We start from the raw sequence: 22,328 nt of genomic DNA, 5'->3' as shown, positions 1-22,328 counted from the left end.
CCCGACACGCCAGCCAGACTCAACCCCCCGCTACACCCCGGATCGCGAAGAGCCGCATAAGGAGCCCCAGTGAGCTCCTGATAGATCTCGGGATGACCGATATAGGGCACCTTCGCCAGCTTCAGAGCCGCCTTTTCTGGTGACTTCCGTGGGTACGCCGGACGGTGATCTTCCTGGGCATCTCTACGACTCCGGATATCTCGATCAGGATGATCTCACTCAACTGAGGGCTCAGCACGTCGTCGGAAATTTGGGTGCCGTCTTCTTCCGTCAGGACGGCAGCACGGATGGAATTCCGCTCAATGCCCGGACAACAGGATTGCCCTTCGACCAGATCCGGCGCATCCATACCCGCATGCTCGTGGCAGCTGATCCGGCCAAGGCTCCTGCCGTTCGGGCAGCACTTGCATCGGGGCTTGTCACGCACGTGGTCCTGGACTCGTCCACGGCGCAGGCGGTTCTCGCCGAGTGAATCGGCTGGTCCTGGTCCTGATGTGGCCATGGCGTCACTGCGCTGGCTGGACACGTAACTCGGCTGTGTGATCCGTATGAAGGCCTCATCCCACGTGGCCCACCACGATCCCAACCCTCATCGCAGGGAGGGACCATGGTGGGCTCAGATGTCGCATGGCCACGAATTCGTGTGGCAGAAGCTCGCTGCTCCCGGGATGACGAGAGGCCTAACGGACTTTACGGGGATTACTCGTCAATCCACAGTGAAATCAGAACCTTGCCGGATTCAGCGGAGTTCTTGGCCACCTCGAATGCGTGGACCGCGTCATCTGCAGGAATCACGTGGGTGATGACCGATTCGAAGCGGTCATCGGAGGCGAGCAGCTTCACGGCCTCGTCGATCTCGTCGTTGAATCGGAAGCAACCCAGGTAGGTGACTTCCTTGGACAGGAAGGGTGCCAGGTTGATGGGCTTCGGCTCGTTGGGGAGCATTCCCACCTGCACCACGGTGCCCGCCTTGCGTACGGCTGCAAGCGCGGCCGACGATGCCGCCGGCACACCAGAGCATTCGAAGACGACATCGTAGGACGACTCGGGAATGGCAGCCTGGGAGATGTTGATCGTCTCATCGACGCCGACTGCCTTCGCCCTGCTGAGGGGCCCGTCAAGCACGTCTGTGGCGGTCACGCTCTTGGCCCTCTTGGCCACACAGGCAGCGGCGCATAACAGGCCGATCGGGCCGGACCCGCTCACCAGAACCTTTTTGCCCTCCACGCCGCCAGCGATGTTGATGGCATGCAGACCCACGGACAGGGGTTCTGCGAGTGCCGCCACCTCGATGTCGAGACCATCGGGCAGTGGGCGCACCATGAAGTCCTTGACGAGCAGGTACTCGCTCATTCCTCCCTGGGTGTGAGGCATGGTCGAGGCGGAGCCCAGATAGGTGCCTCCGGCCCACAGGTGGCGCCGGTCCTTGATGTCTGGTTCCTCTGGTCCGTAGGTTGCCGGTGCAACGGTCACCGGTGTGCCCTTGGCGAACTTTCCCGAGGGATCGGATTCGACAGTGCCGGACATCTCATGGCCAGGAGTAAGTGGCTCGCGCACCACGTATTCCCCGTTGGCTCCGTTGAAGTAGTAGTGCAGGTCCGAACCGCAGATGCCGCCATACAGCATGTGCAGCAGTACTTCGCCGGATTTCGGTTCGGGGACGTCGACTTCGTCAGTCCGGATCGAATTCTTGCCGAGAATCTTGAGTGATTTCATCTGATATTCCTTCAATATTTCTGTTACGCCGTGACCGCTGATGCAAGCGCGTCTTCGGCAGCGGCTTGCACTCCGGAGCGCACGATGATTTCGGTGAGATCGGCGACACGGGCAGTGAATTCGTCGTGGGCAGCCAGATCGTCGGGGAAGAAGCCACCTTGCATGATGGCGGTGACATGGCTGGAAATGTCCGTCGCGCCGGCGACTGCCTTCGCCAGCCGGTCGCGAGCAGGCTCGATCATGGCGGCCGCCACCTCGCCAGGATCGAATCCGGCCGGCGGGGCCACGCAGCAGATCCATGCGGCTACCGTCAATGCCAGTTGCTGGGGCATTTCTCCCATGTCGAGCATGCGCAATGCGGGGACAGGAACTCGCTGGAGGAGTTTCAGGGAACCGTCGGAACCGACTCTGCTGGTGGCATCTCCCAATGCGAAGTTCAGCCACCTGTCGAACAGCTCGGCGATGTAGGCATCGGAATCGAATCCCTCGGGTAGATCGATGCTGGGTAGGTATTCATTTCGGATTGCTGCATCGACGCACTGGGCCACGAAATCATGGCTGCGCGCCTCCGGGATGGTTGCGCTCCCGAGCAGGCCGCCCAGATAGGCGATCAGCGAATGGCTGCCATTGAGCAGTCGTAGTTTCACCAATTCGTACTTCTCGACCTCGTCACTGAAAATCGCGCCGGCAGTCTCCCAAGCAGGACGTCCCGCAGCGAACTTGTCCTCAATGACCCACATCGTGAACTTCTCGGCGGGCACTGGGACCTTGTCCTCAAGGCCCAGCAGTTCTTGCACCTTGGCGCGCGTGGCATCGGTGGTACCGGGGACGATGCGGTCGACCATGGCATTCGGGAAAGTGACACTGGAAGCGAGCCAGTCGAAGACCTCGGCGGGAGCCTTCAGTGCCTGAAGGTACTCGGTGACCGTACGGTGGGATGTGGTGCCGGCCGACTGCATGTTGTCGCAGCTCAGCACGGTAATGGGTGCGCCACCCTGCTGCCAGCGACGCAGCAGACCGCGGGACAGGAGCCCCACCATGGTTGTCGCGACCTCGGGGTTGGCGAGGTCTGCTTTCAGCACATCGGAGTCCACATCCAGGTGACCCGTCTGAGCATTCGCGAGATAGCCATTCTCGCTGATGGTCATCGTGACGATCTTGCGATCCGGATTTGCGATCTCATCCATCACGTCCATCGGCTGCTCTGCCGCGACCAGGCACTTGCGATGCACGTCCACGATGTCGGCGGACACGCCGGCCGGCGACATTTCGAGAATCGAGTAGAGGTGATCCTGCGCGGTCAGGGCATCGACCACTCTGTGGGAGCGATTGGCCACGCCGACGATTCCCCAGTTGCCGCCCTGTGCGGCCATTGCCTTGGCGGTGTAGACGGAGGCATGTGCCCGATGGAAGTTTCCGATGCCAAGATGAACGATTCCCGGATTTTCCGGCGCCGAAGCACCGATTTGGTGGGACTTGGGGAAGGTCGCACGGTTCAATGTGTTGTCAGTCATTTCATTCACCAATCTTTACCGTTTTGTTGCTGCGCTGCACTGCGGGCAAATTGGGCGTTGGGGTAACGATTATTGACAGGCCAGTTCTTTTGAACGGAAAAGGCGTGCCTGTGCCCAATTCGGTATGCGAGGACGGCCAATTGTTCGAGCACCACCACGAATGTGGAAGCACTCGGTGGACCGGCCTAGAGATGCTTGGAAGTTCGATCCACCGTTGTGTGTGCACCGGTCATGCGCGAAGGTGACAGCACGACGTTTCCCGGACTGGTGCTCCGAGGCCGTGATGTTGTTTCGATGGCGTCAAGACCTGGGAGAGAGTCAATCTCTCGGCCCGTGCCCAGCGCCTCTTTGCGCATGAACCATGTCATGTCCCCACTATGGCACACCGGGGGCGCAGTGTCTGTAAGGGATGACCATCTGTCTCAAAGGGCAGCCCATTGAGACCTGCAGGGCTGCCGTGAGCTGAGGGGCCAGCGGAAAGTTGCTGCAACAAGGCACGATGATGTGCCCGGTGGGCCAGGCTTCGGTGAATCCGCGGGTGCGGCAGGTCTGTCGGATGTGAACCGGTTCACCAAGTGAGCGTCCTTGAGTGTCGCTCGAGGGTCATTGTGATGCTCGAGGAGGTCATTCAGGGTTGATTGGTATGACTTATTTTGTCCACGTCATCCAGTGCAGGATGGCGGGATTTCCCTGCCGGGCAGCCGCCCGAGAACGGTCATTGTTGATGGCTGAACTTCTGCCTCGGCATCCGTAATGCCATCATCGAGCTGAATGCCAGCAGCACCGCCCCGGCTGCGAAACCCAGCGGCCGCCCGAACTGATCCGAGAGCGCACCGGCCGCCAATGGGCCCAGGATCGCGCCGGTGTCGCTGGACATCGAGAACAGTGCCACGGGCGTGCCCCCGCGCACCCCGCCGGTGGCGTCACCCACGCTGGCTGCCGGAGCGGTGCCCATCGCCGCCGCTCCGATGGCATAGACGCACATGATGCCCATGATGGGCCAGATGGATCTGCTCAGCGGGACGCCCATGATGGCGACTGCCATGACCGCGCCGGCGACGAGCATGGCCGGCCGGCGACCCACGGTGTCGACGAAACGCCCGACTGGGGCGAGCGCGATTGTCTGCACCACTGCCGCCACCGCGAAGACGATGCCGGTCCAGGTGGGAGTGAGCCCCAGACCGCCCACGATGACAAGGGGAATCAGGGAACTGCGCACTCCGATGGAGTTCCATCCCTGGGCGAGGTTCGCGGCGCAGGCGGCCTGGAAGCGGGTGTCGGCAAGGATCTCTCGCAGCGGCCTGGCGATTTTCTCCGCAGAAGAATCAGCGGCATGTGTGGTGGAGGTGGTGAGCATCGCCAGCCCGAGCGTGCCCGCCACCGCCAGGGTGAGGGCATAGAAGTGGAAGGGGGCGACGATGGAGATCTTGGCCAGCAGCCCGCCGAGGGCAGGTCCGGCCATGCCGCCGATCAGGAAGCCGCTCTGGTAAAAGCCACTGGCACGTCCGCGCATCCGGGCCGGCACACTCCCCAGCAGCAGGGTCATCGCCGAGACCGAGAACATTGCAGAGCCGATGCCTCCAGCGGCGCGCCAGCCGAGCAGCCACCAGTAGTTCTTGGCGAACGCCATCGTCGAACTCGAGATGGCCACGATGAAGATGCCGACGGCCAGGGTGATGCGCCCTCCGATGCGCTCCAGAATGCGCCCGCAGAAGGGGCTGGTGGCAAGCCTCATCGCGGCGAAGGTGGACACCACCATGCCCACCATGAGGTCGTTGGCCCCGAAATGGGTGGCGAAGGTGGGCAGCACGGGCACAAGGACGCCGAAACCGAGTGCCACGAAGAAGGCGATCATGCCCAGCACGAGTACATCGCGGGGCATGTCGATGTGGCGCCGCAGGCGTCTTGCCAGTTTCATCGAAGACCCTGCAAGACCATCGGACCATCTGTCTGGTCCTGGGGTGTACTCGTCGTCATCGCTTCTTTCCGGTGCCCACCGCCGGCGTGGGCGCCCGGACCATCTTTGCTCGCTGGCCGCAATGGTGTGATCGTGGGAGATTCGTTGGGCCGGTGGCAGGATGTCGGTCATGAGATGGCCGTGGGACAAGGGCAGCCAACCGGGCGATGCCGATGGCTCGGGCGAGGGTCAGAGCCCGCACGGGCTCGACGTGGCCTCGGCGCTGGGCCTTCTCACCCGTGGCGCGGTGGTCATCGACGTTCGGACCGGCAAGGAATACGTGCGCGGGCACATGCCCGGTGCCAGGCTGGTCAACCCGAAAGAACTTGCCGCCGACCCGATCGGAGCGATCTGGGGAGACGATCCGCTTGCCGAGACCGATCGTCCCGTGATCGTCGTGAGCACCACTGGCGTCCGTGCCTCGTCGGCCGCCGCCCAGCTGCGCAAGGCCGGCCACGATGCCTGGTCACTCACCGGCGGGTTGAGCGCCTGGCTCGCCGACGGCCAGGTGCTGATCCCCGGTCCGTCCCGCTGAGCAGCACGATGCCCGGTTCGAGCAGTTCCGCCGCGACCGTTGAGGTGACGCCGGCCAGGTCGAGCGAAAGGTCGGCCGACTTCGCATCGGGACGCATCGCCTCGGCCACCCCTGCCCGAACAGCCGCCAGGTCGTCACCGCCCCAGGGCTGTCGGAGATCGTGCGGCCGGTAGTGATGGATGAACAGGTCGGCGCCCAGCGAGGCGAGTCGCCTGGCCACCGCATGGCGGATGCCGCGGCGCCGCGAGACGCCGGTGACCAGAGCGGTCCTCCCGGCCGACGGTTGCGAGCTGGAATTCGCTGGATGCCTACTCAGCGAGAGGGGATGCGGGTGCTCCCACGCTACTGGGAGACGATATGAGGCGTTGAGCTTCGCCAGCGGTTTCACGTCAGCCTCACGCAGGGCATAGACTCTGCTCTCGGCCCTGCGCCCATGCGCGGAACCATGCATTGAACCCTCCTGCTGTGGGAACGACCCACGGCCGCTGAGACCGAAGGAGGTGGAGTTCGCAATGCGCAAGTACGAGATCATGGCGATCATCAGCCCCGATGTCGATGAACGCCAGCTGCAGCCCCTCGTCGACAAGTACACCGGCAAGATCGCCCAAGAGGGCGGCACCGTCGACAATGTGGACATCTGGGGACGTCGCCGTCTGGCCTACCCCATCAACAAGAAGGCCGAAGGCCTCTACGTGGTCATCGACACCACGTGCGAGCCCGCAGTCGTCAACGAAGTTGACCGCCTCATGACGATCGACGAGTTGTTCATGCGCACGAAGGTCATGCGCCGCGACGCCTGAAATCCGTCTCGCGTCCGGCCTGTGCACATCCCCGGATCGCCGTCCACAAATCTGGTTCATTCTGACCGGATCGGCCGGTGCCGGTGCAGGCTGGAGGGTGACGGCCGTAAACGGCCGATCCAAGTGACCATCTCCGCATCACGCTGGACTGCGGGTGCGGATCAATCGCACACGACGACGAGGACGCATCATGGCAGGCGAAACCCAAATCACCCTGGTCGGCAACCTCACCTCCGACCCGGAATTGCGCTTCACTCCCTCGGGAGCTGCGGTGGCCAACTTCACAGTGGCCTCCACACCGCGCACCTTCGACCGGCAGAACAACGAATGGCGTGACGGCGAGGCGATGTTCCTCAATTGCGCCGTCTGGCGTCAGGCCGCGGAGAATGTCGCAGAATCCCTGGGCAAGGGCATGCGCGTCATCGTCCAGGGGCGGTTGAGGTCACGCAGCTACGAGGACCGCGAGGGAAATCGCCGCACGGTCTTCGAGGTCGAGGTGGACGAGGTCGGCCCCGCCCTGCGCTATGCCACTGCCAAGGTCACCAAGACATCTTCGGGTGGCGGCAACTGGCAGAACAACGGCGGGCAGTCCCGTGGCGGTGACGCAAGCGGTCGTCCTCAGGGCGGCGGCTCGCAAGGCGGCGCTCCCCAGGGCGGCGGCAACCGGACCCCGGTCGCTGACCCGTGGGCCAGCGCCCAGAGCGACGAACCGCCGTTCTGATCCATCGAGTCCTCGGCCCGCCAGGCCGGATCCATCCCATCCATGTCAAGGCACATTCCGGTAATGACACACCGGGCTCACCGGGCCGTCAGCTTCATGGCGACGACTCATGAAACGAAGGAGCACCACAATGGCCGGTCCACAGCGCAAGCCTGTGAACAAGAAGAAGATCATTCCGATCAAGAAGACCCACATCGGAGCCGTTGACTACAAGGACACCGCGCTGCTGCGCAAGTTCATCTCCGAGCGGGGCAAGATCCGCGCTCGCCGGGTCACCGGACTGTCGGTGCAGGACCAGCGCAAGGTCGCCATCGCGATCAAGAACGCACGCGAGCTGGCTCTGCTGCCCTACGCCACGACTGCACGCTGAGAAGGAGGAACACTGACATGAAGCTCATTCTCACCGCAGAGGTCGAACACCTGGGCGTGCCCGGCGATGTCGTCGAGGTCAAGGACGGCTACGGACGCAACTACCTGCTGCCCAAGGGCTACGCGATCGCTTACAACCGTGGCTCCGCGAAGCAGATCGAGGGCATCCAGCGTGCTCGCAAGGCACGCACCATCCGCGACAACGAGCACGCCCTGCAGATCCGCGAGGAGCTCGAGGGTCTGACCCCCGAGGTCCAGGCCCACGCCTCGGATTCCGGCAAGCTGTTCGGCGCCGTCACCGCGAATGACATCGCCCTGGCCGTCAAGAAGTCGGGCGGCCCCGCGATCGACAAGCGGTCCATCACCATTCTCAAGCCGATCAAGAATGTCGGCAAGCATGGTGTTCAGGTGAAACTCACCGACGCCGTGAAGGTGCACGTCACCGTTCAGGTCGTCTCGGTCGGGGAGTGAATCCCGCGCAGCATGCGCTCTGACTGCTACAGGGGGTCAGGTCCGCGAGGGCCTGGCCCCCTGCCTGTCCGGGGTGCCGTGTAAAACATGTGAGAGTGTCACGACTTCCAACCGGGAACGGCTAGGGCAGGTACGATGTCGCAGGACGTTGTCAGTACAAATGCGTCCCGGGTCATCAGGAGGCAGGGTGGCAGGACAAATGTCGTGCGCTACGAAGTGCCCAGGCAGGGGACTTCTGGATCTTCCGGCAGATGAACGCAAGGACTTCGCAGCCATCGTCGGCTGGGGCGCCCGCGTCGGTCTCATCACCGTGATGGAGGCCAGGGAACTCACCAGACAGGCGGAAGCAGATCCCTACTCGGCTGCGGACGAAGTTGATCGTTTCGATTCTCTCGTCTCGACGGGCAGGGCAGTTCGTTTCGAGGGTGACACCGTGGCGGCTGATCGGTTGGCGAAGACTTACCACAAAGCCATGGAGCGGGCGACGCTGGTCCCCAATGGCGACCGCTGGGTGCGCCAGGAGAACTCCCTCGACCTGGGGACGATCCGGCGCCGGGCCACACGTTCGGTCGTGCTGTGTCTCACCTCGGACGAGGACTGCTGCGCGGCACACTGATGGCGGCAGGGCTCGATGGACGGCACGCCATCGGTCGGGCACCCGAAGATTCCGGGCATGACATGGAGCATCAGCTCAGGCCCGTGGTTCGGCCCACCATCTTCTCCAGGGTGTTGAGATTGCGCGAGGTGAACGCCGATCTGCCGGCGAAGCCGGCCTGGTGCCTGGCAAATGCCGTGGTGAGGGTCGAACCCTTGGGGCAGCGCCAGTAAACCACCGCACCCTTCTGGGCGATCTGTTCCACCGAGTTGTCGAGATCCGGTGCTGCGCTGGCAAGTGATGCGGCCGCCGTCTGGTCGTCGCAGATGATCGCATAGCGGTGGTGCCCGGGGTCGGCGTCGAAGGGGCAGGACGACACGATGCCGGCCAGCGAGTCGAAGTTCACTACCACGAGGTGGGCTTCATAGCCGAACCGCTCGCCCACCGCCCTCTGCGCGGCGACCCACAGCGAGCGGGCATCCCCATCCCAATCCATTGCGACGTTTCCGCTTGCCAACCAGGTTTTCACAGTGGTTCCACCGATACCGGCGAGCACCTCACGCAACTGTGCCATCGCCACCTTGATGCCACCTACATTGATGCCGCGCAGAAACAGTGCATAACGGGTCACGGGAACTCCAGCCGAGATGGTGGGGACTCTGGAGACCATTGTCGGTCACCGGGAGGGGTTCCGCGCGGGTGGACAATGGCACCATTCGTCGCGAAGCAGAAGGACCGATGCCAGAACTCAGCGGACGCGTGAAGACCTTCACCGACTCGGTGATCAGGCGGATGACGCGAATCAACAATCAGCAGCCGGATTCGATCAACCTCTCGCAGGGCTTTCCCGATTTCGATCCTCCCGAACCGATTCTGAAGCGCCTGGCGGAGGTGGCCTACGAGGGTCCGCACCAGTACTCGACAACCTGGGGCGCCGACAATATCCGTCAGGCGTTGGCCGACAAGTACTCGCCCACCTACGGATGGACGATCGATCCCGACACCGAAATCTGCGTCACCTGTGGCTCCACCGAGGCGATGATGGCCACCGTCATGACGGTCTGTGACCCCGGTGACAAGGTGATCGTCTTCAGCCCCTTCTACGAGAACTACGGCGCCGATGCCATCCTGTCTGGCGCCGAGCCGGTCTTCGTGCCGCTGGAACCGCCCGACTTCGGATTCGATCCCGACCGGCTGGAAGCAGCTTTCGCCCAGGGCGCCAAGGCCATCATCGTGTGCAACCCGTCGAATCCGACAGGAAAGGTGTTCAGCCGCGAGGAACTGTCAGTCATTGCCCGGCTCGCCACCCGGTATGACGCATTCGTCATCACCGATGAGGTCTACGAGCACATCATCTACCCGCCCAGTACCCATGTGCCGATGGCCAGCCTGCCCGGCATGTCCGGACGCACCATCACCTGCAACTCGCTGTCCAAGACCTACTCGATGACGGGCTGGCGGCTGGGTTTCATCATCGGCCCCGAGCGCATCATCGAGGCAGCCCGCAAGGTCCATGATTTCCTCACCGTGGGTGCCGCCGCTCCGTTGCAGGAGGCCGCTTGCGTAGGGTTACGGCTCGGCCCGGACTACTACCAGAAACTTCAGGCGCTCTACACCCACAAGCGCGACCTGTTCTGCGGCGGGCTGGCCGACCTCGGATACACGATCAGCTGGCCGCAGGGCACCTATTTCGTGATGGTCGACATCGGCGATCTGCTGTCGCTGGACCGGTTCGCCGGCATGACCGATCTGGAATTCTGCGAGTGGATGATCCGCGAGTACGGGGTGGCTGCGGTGCCCGGTTCCAGCTTCTTCCACGAACCGGTCAACCGCTACATCCGGTTCCACTTCGCCCGCGGCGACGAGATCCTCACCGAATGCCTGAAGAGGCTGGCAAAGATGGCGGAGCTGTTGCCCGCCCACGCCGCCTGAGCTGGTCCGGGCCCACCGGCGGATGCCACGGTACGTCCTTGGTACTCTGTCACGAGGCCTGTGACAAGGGGTGTCGCGTCATTCAGGCGGTGGACGCACAGCCTTCACAGCCAGTCTCGAGGCCACCTCGAAGACCATGTCGATGACCAGGGCGAGCACCATGATGAGCACGGCCGAGGCGAGCATCTGGGCGTAGTCCTGGGTTTTCAGGCCGCGGAAGAGCAGCACGCCGAGGCCCCCGGCGCCGACATATGCGGCGAGGGTGGCGGTCGCGATGATCTGCAACACCGCTGCCCGCAGGCCACCGAGCAGCTGAGGAAGACCGAGCGGGATCTCGACGCGGATGAGCACCTGGATCGGGGACATGCCCACCGCCCGGGCGGCATCGAGGGTGGCATCGTCGATGGAGTCGATGCCGGAATAGGCCCCGGCGATCGCAGAAGGCACGGCCAGCACCACGAGCGCCACCAGGGGAGCGGTGAGTCCGATACCCACGATCAGCGCGACGAGGGTGAGCAGACCGATCGCAGGCAGCGCGCGTGCGGCGCCGGAAGCACCCACCACGAGCAGGCGTCCACGCCCGGTGTGCCCCACCAGATAGCCAAGCGGCACGCCGATGATCACCGAAATGAGGGCGGCCCAGCCGGTGATCGCCAAGTGCTGGCCGATGAGGGCCCCGATGGAATCGGGGCCGGACTGGTGCGCCGGATCGGTGATCCAGGCCATTGCCGCAGCAAACCAGTTCATCGCACGATCCCTCTCACCGGCGAGTCCTTCGTAGGCGGGCCCAGGGCATCAGGGCGCGCCCGGCCAGTAACAGAAGGGCGTCGATCAGCAGCGCGATGGCCACGGTGGCGAGAATTCCGGCGATCACCTCGGCGAGGATGCCGCGCTGGAAGCCGTCCACGAAGAGCATGCCGAGGGAGTTGATGCCGAGCACACCACTCACGCTGACAAGGGCGATCGTGCTGACCGCCACCACTCGTAAACCGGCGAGCAGACCGGGGCCTGCGAGCGGCAGCTCCACGGTGAAGAAGCGACGTGCCCCGCCCTGGCCCATCGCAATGGCACTGTGCACCGCACTGGGCGGCACAGCATCCAGGGCATCGGTGCCCGCCCTGATCATCAGTGCGAAGCCGTACAGGGTGAGCGCGACGACCACGTTGACGCTGGCCCGCACCGTGGTGCCCAGCAGCAGAGGCAGCACGATCAGCAGTGGCAGCGAGGGGATGGCGTAGATGAGGGAACCGAGCGTGACGAGTGTGAAGCGGCTCCAGGCGAACCTGTGGGCCATCCACGCGACGGGGATGGACACCAGGAAGGACGCCACGATGGCGGGTAGCGCGAGCGCCAGGTGAGCCAGGGTCGCTGCCCACAGGGTGTCCCAGTTGTTCGCGAGCCAGGTCACGATGAATCTCCCAGGCCATCGGCCGGGCCACCGTCGCTGTCGTGATTGCCTGATCCGGGTGTGGCCGGGTGGTCGTCGAACCGACCCACAGGCCGCGAATTGGCGTCCACGACGATGGGCACACCGTCCACCACCGTGGTGTGCAGCGAACCGGCACCATTGTCCAGGCCGATGAAGCGGGAGACATAGTCATCGGCCGGATGGGTGAGGAAATCGACCGGTTTCCCGGACTGCACGATGGTGGCGCCCTTGGAGAGCAGCATGATCAGGTCGCCGAGGGCGAAGGCCTCGCTCATGTCGTGGGTGACGAACAGGATCGTCCTGGGCCGTTCGGCCTGCAGGCGCAGCAGATCCCGCTGCAGCCCGGTGCGGACGATCGGGTCGACGGCGCCGAAGGGTTCGTCCATGAGCATCACCGCAGGGTCGGCTGCCAGTGCACGGGCCACTCCGGTGCGCTGCTGCTGACCACCAGACAGCTGCCCCGGGTAGCGCTGGGCCATCTCCCGGTCCAGACCCACCCTGTCCATCAGGGCGAGGCCCTCCGCCCGGGCTTGCTTGCGTGGCACGCCCAGCAGCCGGGGGACCACGCAGATGTTGTCGATCACCTTGCGATGCGGCAGCAGCCCGGAATTCTGCATGACATAGCCGATCCGCCTGCGCAACTGCACCGCGTCTGTGCTCGTGACATTGCGGTTGCCCAGCAGAATCGCGCCGGAAGACGGGTTGACGAGGCGATTCACCATGCGGAGCAGGGTCGTCTTGCCGCACCCGCTCAGTCCCACCAGGACGGTGATCCTACCGGCCGGTGCGACGAGGCTGAACCCGTCGACGGCCCGTGTGCCATCGGGGAAGACCTTCGTCACCTGCTGGAACTCGATGGCAGGGGGAACCTGGCGGGACAGTTCAGGGCCTTGACCTGGCATGGCCCAAGCGTAGGAGCATCTTGATGGTGCGCGGATTGTGCTGCCCGGGTGGCGATATGGAGCTGCCTGCGGCAATCGGTATGCCCATCGGATGAAAACAGCCGTGGGACCCCGGTCTTGTAATTGTAACTACTAGTATGTACAGTTGTTGGTGGATTGGTTGCTCTCCGAGGAGAGGCATGGCGATCATTTCCACTCCGCCGAAAGTGACCTGGACAAGGAGGAATGCGCGTGGGATCCAAGGAGAGACTGATCGAGGCGACCTCGGAGTTGCTCTGGGAGCGTGGCTATGCCGCCACCAGTCCCCACGACATCATGGCGCTGGCCGGAGTGGGGCAGGGCAGTATGTACCACCACTTCAGTGGCAAGCATGACCTCGCTGTGCAGGCCCTGCGGCTCAGCATTGAGCGCGCCATGGATGCAAATGGGTTGCTCGACAGCGCAGCGCAACCACTGGAGAGGCTGAGGGCGAATCTGTTCTTGCCGAGGCCCGGCGTCAAGGGCTGCCGGGTGGGGCGAATGACCCAGGACCCGGATGTGCTGGCCGATCCGGAGCTGCTCGGCCTTGTGGCAGAGGCATTTGAGCAGATGCATCGCAAGTGGGCAGAGACCATTCGTGAGGCGATTGATGCCGGCCAGCTCCCGGGCAATGTTGATCCAGACGATCTGGCGAGTGCATTCCAAGCAGTCATCCAGGGCGGATATGTGCTGGCCAAGGCGAGTGGGGACCAGGCCCCCATGGATGCCGCCATGAGGGGAGCCGCTGCGCTGCTCGATGTCGCGGCCACCTCGGCCGCATCGCAACAGCCTGCGATCACAGCTGAGAGCTCCCTGGACCAGATCCTTCGACACGGTGTGGACGGAGGTGAAGACATGGCAGCCACGCCTGCCAATCGATCCGGCGGGAACCGTCTGGGTGCTCATTGAACCGTGGACGAGCCTGCACGTGCCGATTCGCCGGGAGCACCCGCATCAACCAACACATTCGCGAGAACCAAGGAAAGAATTCGAGGAGACATCATGACTGTTCGTATCGGCATCAATGGATTCGGCCGCATCGGCCGCACATATCTGAGGGCCGCGCTCAAGAGCCAGGCCGACGTGCAGGTGGTCGGGATCAATGACATCGCGGACGTGCAGACCCTCGCCGACCTGCTGGAATGGGATTCGATCTCGGGCCATCTGGACGGGGTGAGCGCTGAGGGGAACTCGATCGCCGCTGGTGGGCAGTCGTTCAAGGTCTTTGCACAACGCGATCCCGGGCAGATCCCCTGGGGCGAGATCGGTGCTGACGTCGTCATCGAATCGACGGGACGGTTCACGAGCGCAGACACCGCCAAGGCGCATCTGGCAGGCGGGGCACGCAAGGTGATCGTGTCGGCGCCGGCAAAGGGCGATGTGCCCGCGGTCGTGCTCGGCGTCAACTCCGAGAGACTGGACGCCAGTTCGGCGGATGTCTTCTCGAACGGGTCATGCACCACGAACTGCCTGGCGCCCATGGTCAAGGTGCTGCACGAAGCTTTCGGGTTGGAGACCGGGCTGATGACCACGGTGCACGCCTACACCAGCGACCAGCGTCTGCATGATGCCCCTCACAAGGACCTGCGTCGGGCACGTGCGGCAGCGCTGTCAACCATCCCCACCTCTTCGGGCGCCGCAAGGACAATCGGGAAGATCATCCCGGAGCTGGACGGCAAACTCACCGGTTTCTCGCTGCGCGTCCCGGTGCCAGTCGGTTCGATCACCGATCTCACCGCTGTGGTGACCAAGAAGGTCACCGAGCAGGATGTGCAGGATGCATTCCGCGAGGCGGCAGGCTCTGAGGGCTTGTCGCACTATCTGGCCTATTCCGAGGCCCCCATCGTGTCCGCAGACATTGTCGGAAACCCTCACTCGGTGATCTTCGACGCGCCGTTGACCGAGGTGATCGGCAGCCAGGTGAAGGTGCTCGGCTGGTATGACAACGAATGGGGCTTCTCGAATCGACTGGTCGAGTTGTCGCAGATCATCGGCTCGCAGCTGTAGGGCATCTTCACCGCCGGTGAGGTGTGCCGTGTTGCTGGGCGGTTCAGCACCGCGATGCCCAGCCGCCGTCGCGCACCAGTTGCGCTACGGCGTCCCGCAGGAAGCTTCCCGCCTCACCGAGGGCCTTGTCCAGCGGCGTGCCTTCCGGCGTGATCTGGACCAGCCGGGTGACCCCTATCTCGTACAGGGCCGAGGCATCCTCGTGCACCTGCCCGGCAAACACCGCGACAGGCACCTTCGCCTCCTGCGCAATGCCGGCCAGTCCCGCGACAGTCTTGCCGGTGGCTGTCTGCGCGTCCACCGAGCCCTCGCCGGTGAGCAGGGCGGTTGCTCCGGCGAGCTTCTCGCGCAGGCCAGTAGCGTCGATCACCACCTCGACGCCGGGACGCATCTGCGCGCCGAGGAAGGTCATGAACGCCCAGCCGAGCCCGCCAGCAGCGCCGGAACCGGGTGCAGCTGCCATCTGGTTGCCCCGGTCCCCGGTGATCTGGCTCAGTCGGCCGAGCATCGAATCCAGCTGCCCGACCAGCTGTGGTGTGGCGCCCTTCTGCGGCCCGAAGACGGCACTGGCGCCCTGGCCGCCGAGCAGCGGCGAACGGACATCGCAGGCTGCCTGCACCCTCAAAGTCTCCAACCGGGAGTCGAGTCCGCCGGCATCCACGGAGGCCACGGCTGACAGCTCGGCCGGCTGGCCGGTCAGTTCCCGACCCGCGCTGTCGAAGAAGCGCGCACCGAGTGCTCGCAGCATCCCCGCTCCGCCGTCGTTGGTGGCCGATCCGCCCAGCCCCACGATGAGCTCGGTCGCCCCGGCGTCGAGGGCCGCGAGCACCAGCTCACCGACCCCGGTGGAATCACTGACCATGATGTCGCGGTCAGCCGGGTCGATCAGTCCCAGCCCGACAGCGGTTGCCACATCGATCACTGCAGTCTGCTCGCGAAGGTGCAGGGCACCGGTGATGGGCCTGCCGAGCGCATCGTGCACGTCCACCTCGATACGCCGAGCGCCCAGCGCCTGCGCGAGCACCTCGGCAAAGCCCTCTCCGCCATCGGCCATCGGCACCATCAGGGTCTGCGCCGAGGAATCCGCATCATGGACGCCGAGCTCCATCGCCCGGGCGGCCTGCACGGCACGCAGCGACTCCTTGAACGAGTCTGGGGCCAGCACGAATGTGTTCATGAACCCACATTGCCACCAGCCGCCGCCACGCGGGGGACTCCCCGGCGTCACGACCTCGTGCGTGAAACACTCTGAGGCAGACATCGTGCGCCCGTGATGGACGCACCGGATGCACTCGGAGCCGATATGACACTCATCACACCCACCGAACTCGCCGCGATGATGGCCTCACCCACGCCACCCGTGGTGCTCGACATGAGGTGGGGCGGTCCTGCCGCTCCCGGAAGTGGCCGTGCGGAGTTCGAGGATGGCCACATTCCTCGTTCCCAGTGGGTGAGCACTGATGAAGAACTTGCGGATCTCAGCAAACCGGGTGGCCGTCATCCGCTGCCGGACCGGGACGCCTTCCAGGCGGCGATGCGTCGCCATGGTGTGCGCCAGGATCGTCCTGTCGTGGCGCTCGACGGCGCCGAGTCGCTGTCGGCGGGCCGCCTGTGGTGGCTGCTGACCGATGCCGGCTTCCCGGAGGTCCTCGTACTGGACGGGGGCTTCGCAGCATGGCAGGCCGCCGGGCTGCCGGTACAGGAGGGCCCCGCAGAGCCGGTGGCAACCGGTGACGCGGTGGTGGGGCCGCCGCAGCTACCGGTTGTCGATGCCGCAGATATCGCCGGGGTTTCCCGCAACATCTGGGATGTGCGCACACCGGAACGATTCCGCGGCGAGACCGAGCCGATCGACCCGGTTGCCGGCCATGTGCCCGGCGCGCACAATCTGTCGGCCCGGGGCGCGCATCGTCCCGACGGCCGCTTCAAACCGGCGGACGAACTGCAGCGCGTCTTCGCCGATGTGCGCCCTGGCGATGTCGTCTACTGCGGCTCCGGCGTCACCGCATCGCAAGTGCTGCTGGCCATGCACATCGCGGGTATCGACGGCGTGCGGTTGTATCCGGGGTCCTGGAGCGACTGGATCAGCGATCCGAGTCGGCCCGTCGCCCGCGGTTGATACCGATGTCTGGCGCCGGAACGCCACATGTTGCCCAGAAACCTCACACAAACGGCGCTCACCGCTCGGGCATCCGGCATAGGGCCACCCCCGAGCTGTCATGGCCGGTTGTGTGATGCCGAGGTGTTACCGGGCCGCCGCGATGGGCGGTTGAGTCACCGAAGACTCAGGTGAGCCAGCCTCTCAGCCCTTCCTCGACGGCGTCCAGCCAGACACCCATTGCGGTGCGCGCCTGGGGCATTGCGGGATAGCGGGCCCTCAGGTGCAGACCGTCGTCGTTGACGATGAACCACACCATGACGCCGGTGTCATGCACCGCAGCCGAGATGTACTGCACCTGGGAGCCGGCAGGCAGCTGCACCAGCCGTCGGGTATCCAGCCAGGACAGCGCGAACATGCCCGGGGCGATGGGTAGACCCCCAAAGGGGGCGAGGATCGGGGCCAGGGGATAGGAGCCCAGCTCGATGGCCTCCTTGACCGCTCGTGAGCATTCCTGAGGGTCGGTGGAATTGGATTCGATGACCGAGTCGGTGATGAACCAGCCCACCGAGTCCCGCCAGCGTGGCTCGTAGCGGCTGTGCACGGGGAAAACCGCGCGCAACGGCTGCCCGGAGAGGCCGAGACTCACCGCGGTCAGCGTCGATACCGCCAACGCGATCATCCGCACCCCAAGTGCCCCGGCCCGCTCTGCAAACAGGTCGCGCTGCGCGGAATCGAAGATGTCGCGCACTTCGTAGTCGCTCTCCACACAGGGGTTGCCGGGGCCGATGTCCATCCCGAAGCGGGGCATCACCCCGCCACCGGCATCCAAGATCTCGGCCCACCGCTGATGCACATGCTCGGGGGCGGGAGGCCGTGCGGCCATCACCGCGGAGTGGTCGGCGAAGCTTGCCACTTCCGTCAGGCCCTCGCCGGCTTCCCGGCCCTGTGCGAGATTCTCCAGGGCGGTCACGAGATCGCGCAGCAGCACCAGCATCGACCACATGTCCACATGCGAATGGTCCGAGCCGATGACCACCACCGGTCGTTGGTCCGTCTGGTCCGCGCGCGGGATGACCAGCGCGAGCCGATGCGAGGGCTGCTCGAAAGGAGCGCAGGTGCTGTCGAACAGGACGCGCACGCCACGGCGCAGCTCGTCCTCGCCGCCCTCGGCGTGTTCGGCCCACTCCCCGAAACCGACCTGCATCCGGTGCAATTCCAGTTCACCCCGGGGGCTCCAGCTGAATGCCGTACGCAGGCTGCCGTGACGATTCACGACCGCCTGCCAGGCCAGTGCAATCCTGGCGGGATCCACCGTCATCGGCAGTCGTGCCGATATCGCCATCCACGATGCGGGCCGCTGTCCGGCGCCCGCGTGACGGAGCTGGTCGAAGGAAATGGTCAGTGACTGACCAGGCTCACCCACGGTGTGTACCGGAAGGCTGAGCAGTCGGCCGGGGGGCAACGACATGAGAGACACGCTCGTGAGCCTGATACTGGCCTTAGTGTAGGTGGTCACGGACCAGATCATCCTCGGTCAGGAGGAACCCCATGCCCACCCTCGAGATTCTGGACGCAGTTCTCGACTACGACGTCTCCGGAAACAATGGGCCCTTGGTTGTGCAATTGCACGGGTTGACGTCGAGTCGTGCCCGCGATGCCTCGCTCGGACTGGACATGGGGAGGGCCCTGCGTGATCACCGGGTCCTCCGCTACGACGCCCGCGGTCACGGAATGTCATCCGGCACACCCGATCCCGCTCGTTACACCTGGCCCGCGTTGGCCGGCGATCTGCTCGCCCTGCTCGACGAAGTGGCACCCGGGGAGCAGGTGCACGGCGTGGGAGGCTCCATGGGCACCGGCACCTTGCTGCATGCCGCGCTGCGGGATCCGAATCGTTTCGCCAGTCTCACCCTGGTGACTCCGTCCACCGCCTGGGAGACCCGCAAGGCGAAGGCTGGAAGCTACCGTGACAACGCCGATCTCGTGGAGCGGAAGGGGATCGATGCCTTCGTGGACATCGGCCGATCGATGTCCGAGCCGCCCGCGCTGGCAGGGGCCCCGCACAGCCGCCCGAATGTGTCCGAGAAGCTGCTGCCGAGTGTGCTGAGGGGTGCGGCCCTGTCGAATCTGCCGCCGATCCAGGAGATCACGAAGCTTGAGGTGCCCACCCTCATCCTGGCGTGGGCTGATGATCCTGATCATCCGCTGAAGACATCGGAACTGCTGCACAAGTCGATCAAGGGCAGCCGTCTGGTCGTGGCGCGAACCCCCTACGGAATCATGGCCTGGCCTGCTCTGTTCGCCGACGAGGTGAGCGCTGTCGACGCAGCACTCGAGGAGTCTGCACAGGGGGCCCAGGAAATCGACGCCGCCTGAGGCCTGGAGCTGCCAAGGACTCAGCTCTCGATGAACTTCTTCATGCGCGCCTTGCGGCGGTTCTCCCGCACGATCCAGTCCACGTCAGGGTCGCCGCCCATCGCGAGGAATTCGCCAAGGGCGCTGGGGTCTGCCGCCAGAGCGACGCTCCAGCAATAGCCGAGCGCCTTGCGCAGGGTACGGGCGTCGGGGCTCTTCCGCTGTTCGGGCGGCATCGCCACCAATGCCTCGGTGGCCTCCCGGCAGCAGTGCAGGGCCAGCCGTGCCATCGGCGGCTGATGCAGCAGCCGGGGCTCGCAGATGGTGGCCACGCCCGCCCGGATCACCAGAGGGTTGGGGTGGTGCAGCCACACCATGAGCATCTCGGGCAACACGGACGGCTCGACATCGCCGATCCGCTGGCCAGCCATGGCCACCGCCTCACGCACCCGCCAGGAGGGTCCGGCTGCGAAGTGGGTCAGGTCGGCCTGCGCCTGAGCTCTGGCAGTGCCGGATTCGGCCTCCAGGAAGCTCTTGGCGAGCCGCATCACCCCGCAGCAGCGCAGATACTCCGATTCCTCGCCGCGCAGGCGTCGCGCCACCTCAGGATCCAGCAAGCCACCGGCCAGCGTCATCAGTTCGAGATTCGATCGTGGGCCGGGCAGTCCCGAGTTGCTCTCCAGGAACTCAGCGACGGCGTCATATCCGGGCTGCGCCAGAATCTCCTCAGCACCTGCGGGAATGTTCATGGGCACAGCCTGCCATCATCTGTCACGCAGGAGCCAAGCCAAACCGACCGCGTGATGACTGCTGCTCGTATGAACGGTGCTCGTATGAACAGAGCGGCGTGGAGATGCGCCCGGAGGCAGCGTGAAGAGCTGTGCAGCTGCGGAGGGCACCCCCCACAGCCTGTAGCAGTTCATCAGCAGCGAGGTGGTTCAGTGGCGGCGCACAGGCGACTTCGCCAGGCTGACCCAGGTGATCTGGGATGCCGGACGACGCCTGATCTCGTAGAGGGCAGAGGCATCGCCGAGCGAGTTGTCGACAGCAGGTGTCTCGTGATCGCTGTTGAGCAGGTCTTCTGCTCGCTCGAATGTCGGGTCTTCGTCGAAATGCCGGCTCGCGGTGATCGCAACGAATGCCGCGGCAGCAGCACCGATCAGGACGATGTGGCTTGCAGCGCCACCGGCCCGCTGCCACAGCAGGCCCACGGTGACTACCGCGAGCGCAGCGACTGCGCTGCGCCAGACGATGGCCAGCCGGTGATCGGTGGTTCCTCGCCGTGATGCGGAGACCTGTCGAAGGCGGCGTTCCAGCCGACCGTCACCGCTCGCCTTCTCGATCATCGAGTGTCCTTCCCCAAGGCAGTCCGCTGGCACGCACATGCGTGAGACCCTCAGCGCGTCCGGGGAAGGAGGGCGCATACAAGGTTTCCGTGCCTTACGATAACAGGCCTGCTGCGATCAGCCGTATCGCTCACCGCCCTTGATCAGCACGTGGCCTGGCCAGCTGGACGACAAGAAGATGACTCATGGCCTGCACATGAGCAGGCACCTGTACCACCGACAAAAGCGTTGCCAGCGCACACGATGACACTCAATCCAGGGCACCAGGAAAGAAGTGTGACAGTCAGCGAGCCCGGTGGTGGACCTCACGCTGAAAGAATCACCTGGCGCCATGAGTCGGGGCTCAGGCGGGACGGCTCTCGGATCCGCCGGCCAGCCGGCGAACCTGGTCGGCGTCCAGCGCATGGTTCTGCTTGGCCGCTTCGGCCCGCAGCCGTGCGGTTTCCTCAATGACATCGTCGGATGCACCGGGGAGCAGCGCCATCACCGCGCTGCGGCCGCTGTTGCGCCCCAGGCGCAGTGAGCGCTTGGCGCCCACCAGCTCGGGCGGGTAAGGCTCGTAGGTGGCGGGATCGGCCGCCAGACCGGCCACGTGCAGACCGGACTCTGCGGTGAAGATGCCCGAACCGATCACCGGAGCTTGCGGCTCGATGGGCCGTTGGACCCATTCGGAGAGCATTTCCGCGGTCTCGCGGGCAGCCAGCAGGTCGTAGTGGCAGCCTGCCCGCACACTGAGCCAGGCGGCGACCTCTTCGAGTTTGGAAATGCCGGCTCGTTCACCGAGGCCGAGCACGCTCACATCGGCCCAGTCGGCGCCGGCTTCCATGGCGCAGATCGCGCTGGCCGTGGCCATCCCGAAATCATTGTGGACGTGGACGCCCACTTCTCCGTCGAAGCGCGACTTCACCGAAGTGACGATCTCGGCGAGCTGCACGGGGGAGCAGATGCCCACCGTGTCGGGGATCCGCAACCTGTCAGCCCCGGCCTGGGCCGCCGCCTCTGCGATCTCATCCAAGAAACCGGGGTCGGCGCGGGTGGCATCCTCCAGACCGATCGACACATAGCTGACGCCGGCCTCGCGGGACACTGTCACCAGGCGGCCGATCTCGGCCAGTGCCCAGTCGCGGTCCTTGTGCAGCCGGCTGGCCAGGTGACGATCGGAGATGGGCAGCGCGAAGGAGACCACCTCGGGCCCCAGCGCCGCGGCGGTGCGGATGTCCTCCGCACGCGCCCGGCACCAGATCGCCCGACGGGCCTGGGGGGCGTTCTCCGCTGCTGCTGCCATCAACCCTGTGAGGGGTTCAGAACCGTAGGCGAGTTCGGTCACGGCGTGGCCCAACTCGATCTCCTCCACCCCGATGCTGCCGAGTCCGGCGATCACGGCAGCCTTCTGGTCGGGGGAGAGATAAGGCACCACGGCCTGCGAACCTTCGCGCAGGGTGCTGTCGATCAGACGAGCATTCATCGTTTCCGCCTTCCGTGGATGGTTCTCCGATTGCCGGCCCACCTGGGTTCAGCCGCAGCCTGTTCCGCTTCCGGAGCAGGTGGTCGTGCAGTCGC

Annotated in this window: 25 protein-coding genes; 12 read left to right on the top strand and 13 right to left on the bottom strand. The window is 64.9% G+C overall.

Annotation, left to right across the window (positions count from 1 at the left end; genetic code table 11):
* Window positions 1–139 precede the first annotated feature (139 nt).
* Complete coding sequence (locus ABF648_RS09200) at window positions 140–472, top strand: sugar-binding domain-containing protein (protein WP_415631990.1); 333 nt, start codon at window positions 140–142, stop codon at window positions 470–472.
* Between the two features lie 227 nt (window positions 473–699).
* Here the strand turns inward: ABF648_RS09200 and ABF648_RS09195 are convergent, their stop codons facing one another.
* The 3 genes from ABF648_RS09195 to ABF648_RS09185 all read right to left on the bottom strand — a co-directional run bounded on the left by ABF648_RS09195 (window position 700) and on the right by ABF648_RS09185 (window position 5,148).
* Entirely contained in the window at window positions 700–1,716 is a 1,017-nt protein-coding gene (locus tag ABF648_RS09195; protein ID WP_415631989.1) for an L-idonate 5-dehydrogenase, read from the bottom strand.
* Between the two features lie 23 nt (window positions 1,717–1,739).
* Entirely contained in the window at window positions 1,740–3,230 is a 1,491-nt protein-coding gene (locus tag ABF648_RS09190; protein ID WP_415631988.1) for a mannitol dehydrogenase family protein, read from the bottom strand.
* Window positions 3,231–3,945: 715 nt separating this feature from the next.
* The gene (locus tag ABF648_RS09185; RefSeq protein ID WP_415631987.1) at window positions 3,946–5,148 is read right to left on the bottom strand and encodes an MFS transporter; all 1,203 of its coding nucleotides are present in this window, start codon (window positions 5,146–5,148) and stop codon (window positions 3,946–3,948) included.
* 169 nt (window positions 5,149–5,317) lie between these two features.
* Here ABF648_RS09185 and ABF648_RS09180 point away from each other — a divergent pair, with 169 nt between their 5' ends.
* The gene (locus ABF648_RS09180; protein ID WP_415631986.1) at window positions 5,318–5,722 is read left to right on the top strand and encodes a rhodanese-like domain-containing protein; all 405 of its coding nucleotides are present in this window, start codon (window positions 5,318–5,320) and stop codon (window positions 5,720–5,722) included.
* On the opposite strand, the gene ABF648_RS09175 is transcribed toward ABF648_RS09180, so the two are convergent.
* A complete protein-coding gene (locus tag ABF648_RS09175; protein WP_415631985.1) occupies window positions 5,658–6,173 on the bottom strand; it encodes a hypothetical protein in 516 nt (171 codons plus the stop codon). The two genes, ABF648_RS09180 and ABF648_RS09175, sit on opposite strands and share 65 nt — an antisense overlap.
* Before the next feature lie 61 nt (window positions 6,174–6,234).
* Between ABF648_RS09175 and rpsF the strand changes: the two genes are divergently transcribed.
* The 5 genes from rpsF to ABF648_RS09150 all read left to right on the top strand — a co-directional run bounded on the left by rpsF (window position 6,235) and on the right by ABF648_RS09150 (window position 8,699).
* Complete coding sequence (gene rpsF, locus ABF648_RS09170) at window positions 6,235–6,522, top strand: 30S ribosomal protein S6 (protein WP_415631984.1); 288 nt, start codon at window positions 6,235–6,237, stop codon at window positions 6,520–6,522.
* A gap of 190 nt (window positions 6,523–6,712) precedes the next feature.
* Window positions 6,713–7,243 (top strand): single-stranded DNA-binding protein, encoded by a 531-nt coding sequence (locus ABF648_RS09165; protein ID WP_415631983.1) that lies wholly within the window; start codon window positions 6,713–6,715, stop codon window positions 7,241–7,243.
* A 130-nt stretch (window positions 7,244–7,373) separates the two neighbouring features.
* Window positions 7,374–7,613, top strand: a complete 240-nt coding sequence (gene rpsR, locus ABF648_RS09160; RefSeq protein ID WP_415631982.1) for a 30S ribosomal protein S18 — start codon at window positions 7,374–7,376, stop codon at window positions 7,611–7,613.
* A gap of 17 nt (window positions 7,614–7,630) precedes the next feature.
* Window positions 7,631–8,083 (top strand): 50S ribosomal protein L9, encoded by a 453-nt coding sequence (gene rplI / locus ABF648_RS09155; RefSeq protein ID WP_415631981.1) that lies wholly within the window; start codon window positions 7,631–7,633, stop codon window positions 8,081–8,083.
* Window positions 8,084–8,270: 187 nt separating this feature from the next.
* Complete coding sequence (locus ABF648_RS09150) at window positions 8,271–8,699, top strand: hypothetical protein (RefSeq protein ID WP_415631980.1); 429 nt, start codon at window positions 8,271–8,273, stop codon at window positions 8,697–8,699.
* 70 nt (window positions 8,700–8,769) lie between these two features.
* On the opposite strand, the gene ABF648_RS09145 is transcribed toward ABF648_RS09150, so the two are convergent.
* Window positions 8,770–9,309 (bottom strand): DUF1697 domain-containing protein, encoded by a 540-nt coding sequence (locus tag ABF648_RS09145; RefSeq protein WP_415631979.1) that lies wholly within the window; start codon window positions 9,307–9,309, stop codon window positions 8,770–8,772.
* A gap of 107 nt (window positions 9,310–9,416) precedes the next feature.
* Here ABF648_RS09145 and ABF648_RS09140 point away from each other — a divergent pair, with 107 nt between their 5' ends.
* A complete protein-coding gene (locus tag ABF648_RS09140) occupies window positions 9,417–10,610 on the top strand; it encodes a pyridoxal phosphate-dependent aminotransferase (protein ID WP_415631978.1) in 1,194 nt (397 codons plus the stop codon).
* Between the two features lie 78 nt (window positions 10,611–10,688).
* Here the strand turns inward: ABF648_RS09140 and ABF648_RS09135 are convergent, their stop codons facing one another.
* The 3 genes from ABF648_RS09135 to ABF648_RS09125 are packed head-to-tail and all read right to left on the bottom strand — an operon-like array spanning window position 10,689 to window position 12,941.
* Window positions 10,689–11,357 carry an ABC transporter permease gene (locus ABF648_RS09135; protein WP_415631977.1) on the bottom strand — a complete coding sequence of 223 codons (669 nt, stop codon included), beginning with the start codon at window positions 11,355–11,357 and terminating at the stop codon, window positions 10,689–10,691.
* A gap of 13 nt (window positions 11,358–11,370) precedes the next feature.
* Window positions 11,371–12,018: an ABC transporter permease gene (locus tag ABF648_RS09130; protein WP_415631976.1), complete on the bottom strand. Its 648-nt coding sequence runs from the start codon at window positions 12,016–12,018 to the stop codon at window positions 11,371–11,373.
* Window positions 12,015–12,941, bottom strand: a complete 927-nt coding sequence (locus ABF648_RS09125) for an ABC transporter ATP-binding protein (RefSeq protein ID WP_415631975.1) — start codon at window positions 12,939–12,941, stop codon at window positions 12,015–12,017. Before ABF648_RS09125 ends, ABF648_RS09130 begins: the two co-directional genes overlap by 4 nt.
* Before the next feature lie 231 nt (window positions 12,942–13,172).
* Here ABF648_RS09125 and ABF648_RS09120 point away from each other — a divergent pair, with 231 nt between their 5' ends.
* Window positions 13,173–13,868, top strand: coding sequence for a TetR/AcrR family transcriptional regulator (locus ABF648_RS09120; protein WP_415631974.1), 696 nt, complete (start codon window positions 13,173–13,175; stop codon window positions 13,866–13,868).
* Window positions 13,869–13,961: 93 nt separating this feature from the next.
* Window positions 13,962–14,966 carry a type I glyceraldehyde-3-phosphate dehydrogenase gene (gene gap, locus ABF648_RS09115; RefSeq protein ID WP_415631973.1) on the top strand — a complete coding sequence of 335 codons (1,005 nt, stop codon included), beginning with the start codon at window positions 13,962–13,964 and terminating at the stop codon, window positions 14,964–14,966.
* A gap of 43 nt (window positions 14,967–15,009) precedes the next feature.
* Here the strand turns inward: gap and ABF648_RS09110 are convergent, their stop codons facing one another.
* Window positions 15,010–16,143 (bottom strand): glycerate kinase, encoded by a 1,134-nt coding sequence (locus ABF648_RS09110; protein WP_415631972.1) that lies wholly within the window; start codon window positions 16,141–16,143, stop codon window positions 15,010–15,012.
* A 96-nt stretch (window positions 16,144–16,239) separates the two neighbouring features.
* Here ABF648_RS09110 and ABF648_RS09105 point away from each other — a divergent pair, with 96 nt between their 5' ends.
* Window positions 16,240–17,085, top strand: a complete 846-nt coding sequence (locus ABF648_RS09105; protein WP_415631991.1) for a sulfurtransferase — start codon at window positions 16,240–16,242, stop codon at window positions 17,083–17,085.
* A gap of 166 nt (window positions 17,086–17,251) precedes the next feature.
* On the opposite strand, the gene ABF648_RS09100 is transcribed toward ABF648_RS09105, so the two are convergent.
* Window positions 17,252–18,583 (bottom strand): condensation domain-containing protein, encoded by a 1,332-nt coding sequence (locus tag ABF648_RS09100; RefSeq protein ID WP_415631971.1) that lies wholly within the window; start codon window positions 18,581–18,583, stop codon window positions 17,252–17,254.
* A gap of 32 nt (window positions 18,584–18,615) precedes the next feature.
* Here ABF648_RS09100 and ABF648_RS09095 point away from each other — a divergent pair, with 32 nt between their 5' ends.
* Window positions 18,616–19,443 (top strand): alpha/beta fold hydrolase, encoded by an 828-nt coding sequence (locus tag ABF648_RS09095; RefSeq protein WP_415631970.1) that lies wholly within the window; start codon window positions 18,616–18,618, stop codon window positions 19,441–19,443.
* 20 nt (window positions 19,444–19,463) lie between these two features.
* On the opposite strand, the gene ABF648_RS09090 is transcribed toward ABF648_RS09095, so the two are convergent.
* The 3 genes from ABF648_RS09090 to ABF648_RS09080 all read right to left on the bottom strand — a co-directional run bounded on the left by ABF648_RS09090 (window position 19,464) and on the right by ABF648_RS09080 (window position 22,233).
* Window positions 19,464–20,171, bottom strand: a complete 708-nt coding sequence (locus tag ABF648_RS09090) for a HEAT repeat domain-containing protein (protein WP_415631969.1) — start codon at window positions 20,169–20,171, stop codon at window positions 19,464–19,466.
* 189 nt (window positions 20,172–20,360) lie between these two features.
* Window positions 20,361–20,768, bottom strand: coding sequence for a hypothetical protein (locus tag ABF648_RS09085; protein ID WP_415631968.1), 408 nt, complete (start codon window positions 20,766–20,768; stop codon window positions 20,361–20,363).
* Window positions 20,769–21,111: 343 nt separating this feature from the next.
* Window positions 21,112–22,233: a hypothetical protein gene (locus ABF648_RS09080; RefSeq protein ID WP_415631967.1), complete on the bottom strand. Its 1,122-nt coding sequence runs from the start codon at window positions 22,231–22,233 to the stop codon at window positions 21,112–21,114.
* Between the last annotated feature and the right edge of the window lie 95 nt (window positions 22,234–22,328).

Origin of the sequence: Propionibacterium sp., assembly GCF_047719395.1 — a bacterium.
Taxonomy (GTDB): Bacteria; Actinomycetota; Actinomycetes; order Propionibacteriales; family Propionibacteriaceae; genus Propionibacterium.
The sequence above is the reverse complement of the archived record's forward strand: the minus strand, read 5'-3'. Positions and strand labels throughout refer to the sequence as shown.

What these genes read in the sequence shown, in the direction of transcription:
- ABF648_RS09195 (WP_415631989.1), bottom strand. Translation starts at nt 1,716, where the DNA reads ATGAAATCACTCAAGATTCTCGGCAAGAATTCGATCCGGACTGACGAA.
- ABF648_RS09190 (WP_415631988.1), bottom strand. Translation starts at nt 3,230, where the DNA reads ATGACTGACAACACATTGAACCGTGCGACCTTCCCCAAGTCCCACCAA.
- ABF648_RS09185 (WP_415631987.1), bottom strand. Translation starts at nt 5,148, where the DNA reads ATGAAACTGGCAAGACGCCTGCGGCGCCACATCGACATGCCCCGCGAT.
- ABF648_RS09180 (WP_415631986.1), top strand. Translation starts at nt 5,318, where the DNA reads ATGAGATGGCCGTGGGACAAGGGCAGCCAACCGGGCGATGCCGATGGC.
- ABF648_RS09175 (WP_415631985.1), bottom strand. Translation starts at nt 6,173, where the DNA reads ATGCATGGTTCCGCGCATGGGCGCAGGGCCGAGAGCAGAGTCTATGCC.
- rpsF (WP_415631984.1), top strand. Translation starts at nt 6,235, where the DNA reads ATGCGCAAGTACGAGATCATGGCGATCATCAGCCCCGATGTCGATGAA.
- ABF648_RS09165 (WP_415631983.1), top strand. Translation starts at nt 6,713, where the DNA reads ATGGCAGGCGAAACCCAAATCACCCTGGTCGGCAACCTCACCTCCGAC.
- rpsR (WP_415631982.1), top strand. Translation starts at nt 7,374, where the DNA reads ATGGCCGGTCCACAGCGCAAGCCTGTGAACAAGAAGAAGATCATTCCG.
- rplI (WP_415631981.1), top strand. Translation starts at nt 7,631, where the DNA reads ATGAAGCTCATTCTCACCGCAGAGGTCGAACACCTGGGCGTGCCCGGC.
- ABF648_RS09140 (WP_415631978.1), top strand. Translation starts at nt 9,417, where the DNA reads ATGCCAGAACTCAGCGGACGCGTGAAGACCTTCACCGACTCGGTGATC.
- ABF648_RS09135 (WP_415631977.1), bottom strand. Translation starts at nt 11,357, where the DNA reads ATGAACTGGTTTGCTGCGGCAATGGCCTGGATCACCGATCCGGCGCAC.
- ABF648_RS09125 (WP_415631975.1), bottom strand. Translation starts at nt 12,941, where the DNA reads ATGCCAGGTCAAGGCCCTGAACTGTCCCGCCAGGTTCCCCCTGCCATC.
- gap (WP_415631973.1), top strand. Translation starts at nt 13,962, where the DNA reads ATGACTGTTCGTATCGGCATCAATGGATTCGGCCGCATCGGCCGCACA.
- ABF648_RS09110 (WP_415631972.1), bottom strand. Translation starts at nt 16,143, where the DNA reads ATGAACACATTCGTGCTGGCCCCAGACTCGTTCAAGGAGTCGCTGCGT.
- ABF648_RS09105 (WP_415631991.1), top strand. Translation starts at nt 16,240, where the DNA reads ATGGACGCACCGGATGCACTCGGAGCCGATATGACACTCATCACACCC.
- ABF648_RS09095 (WP_415631970.1), top strand. Translation starts at nt 18,616, where the DNA reads ATGCCCACCCTCGAGATTCTGGACGCAGTTCTCGACTACGACGTCTCC.
- ABF648_RS09090 (WP_415631969.1), bottom strand. Translation starts at nt 20,171, where the DNA reads ATGAACATTCCCGCAGGTGCTGAGGAGATTCTGGCGCAGCCCGGATAT.
- ABF648_RS09085 (WP_415631968.1), bottom strand. Translation starts at nt 20,768, where the DNA reads ATGATCGAGAAGGCGAGCGGTGACGGTCGGCTGGAACGCCGCCTTCGA.
- ABF648_RS09080 (WP_415631967.1), bottom strand. Translation starts at nt 22,233, where the DNA reads ATGAATGCTCGTCTGATCGACAGCACCCTGCGCGAAGGTTCGCAGGCC.